Source organism: Nonomuraea sp. NPDC050663 (genome assembly GCF_044456985.1).
GTDB lineage: Bacteria > Actinomycetota > Actinomycetes > Streptosporangiales > Streptosporangiaceae > Nonomuraea.
Genome location: NZ_JBITGL010000050.1, coordinates 1 through 1,121, shown reverse-complemented (window position 1 = coordinate 1,121; position 1,121 = coordinate 1). Strand labels below are relative to the sequence as shown.

The 1,121-nt window shown below is 57.4% G+C and carries 2 rRNA genes; both read right to left on the bottom strand.

What is annotated here, in order from left to right:
• Positions 1 to 740 (bottom strand): 23S ribosomal RNA (locus tag ACIBH1_RS49065); the annotation flags it as partial.
• Positions 741 to 1,041: 301 nt separating this feature from the next.
• Positions 1,042 to 1,121: ribosomal RNA gene (locus tag ACIBH1_RS49060) — 16S ribosomal RNA — on the bottom strand; the annotation flags it as partial.

Here is a 1,121-nt window from a genome sequence, read left to right as displayed (position 1 = left end):
GACTCGCTTTCGCTACGGCTCCCCCACACGGGTTAACCTCGCCACACACCATAACTCGCAGGCTCATTCTTCAAAAGGCACGCAGTCACATCACAGCTGAGCAAGCCCAGCTAAGCTCCTACGGCTTGTAGGCACACGGTTTCAGGTACTATTTCACGACCCCTCACCGGGGCACTTTTCACCTTTCCCTCACGGTACTCGTGCACTATCGGTCATCAGGGAGTATTTAGGCTTACCAGGTGGTCCTGGCAGATTCACACAGGATTTCTCGGGCCCCGTGCTACTTGGGAACACTCTCGACAGTCAACAAAGTTTCGCCTACCCGGCTCTCACGGTCTACGGCAGCCCTTCCCAGAGCTTTCAACTACCTCGTTGATTTCTTACTGTCTGGAAGACCGGCAGATCCTCCTGAAAGGTCCCACGACCCCGCTAACGCAACGCCTGCCGGCTATCACACGTCAACGGTTTAGCCTCATCCGCTTTCGCTCACCACTACTCACGGAATCACTGTTGTTTTCTCTTCCTACGGGTACTGAGATGTTTCACTTCCCCGCGTTACCACCAACCGCCCTATACATTCAGACGGCGGCAACACCACATGACTGGTGCTGGGTTTCCCCATTCGGACATCCCCGGATCAACGTCTGGTTGGCGACTCCCCGAGGCTTAACGCAGCCTCCCACGTCCTTCATCGGCTCCTGATGCCAAGGCATCCACCGTGTGCCCTAAAAAACTTGGCCACAAAGATGCTCGCGTCCACTATGCAAATCTCAAACAACAAACAGCAAACCAGGTCGGCCACCCCACCACGTGGGAAGCTCCCCTGGTCCTGTCTCCGAAGAACCGGTTGCCCGTTCCTTCAGGACCCAACAGTGTGTTTGCAGACCCGGACCGAACCCCTCTAAGACCTCGTTCCCACTCCCCTTACGGGGCGGTACTTGCGGCCGAGCGATCCGCTCCGGCTGACTAGCCAGTGCTCCACTAGTGAGCTGTCACCCCCGACCGGGCATTCGCCGGACGCGGGATGAGAGTGCTCCTTAGAAAGGAGGTGATCCAGCCGCACCTTCCGGTACGGCTACCTTGTTACGACTTCGTCCCAATCGCCAGCCCCACCTTCGACC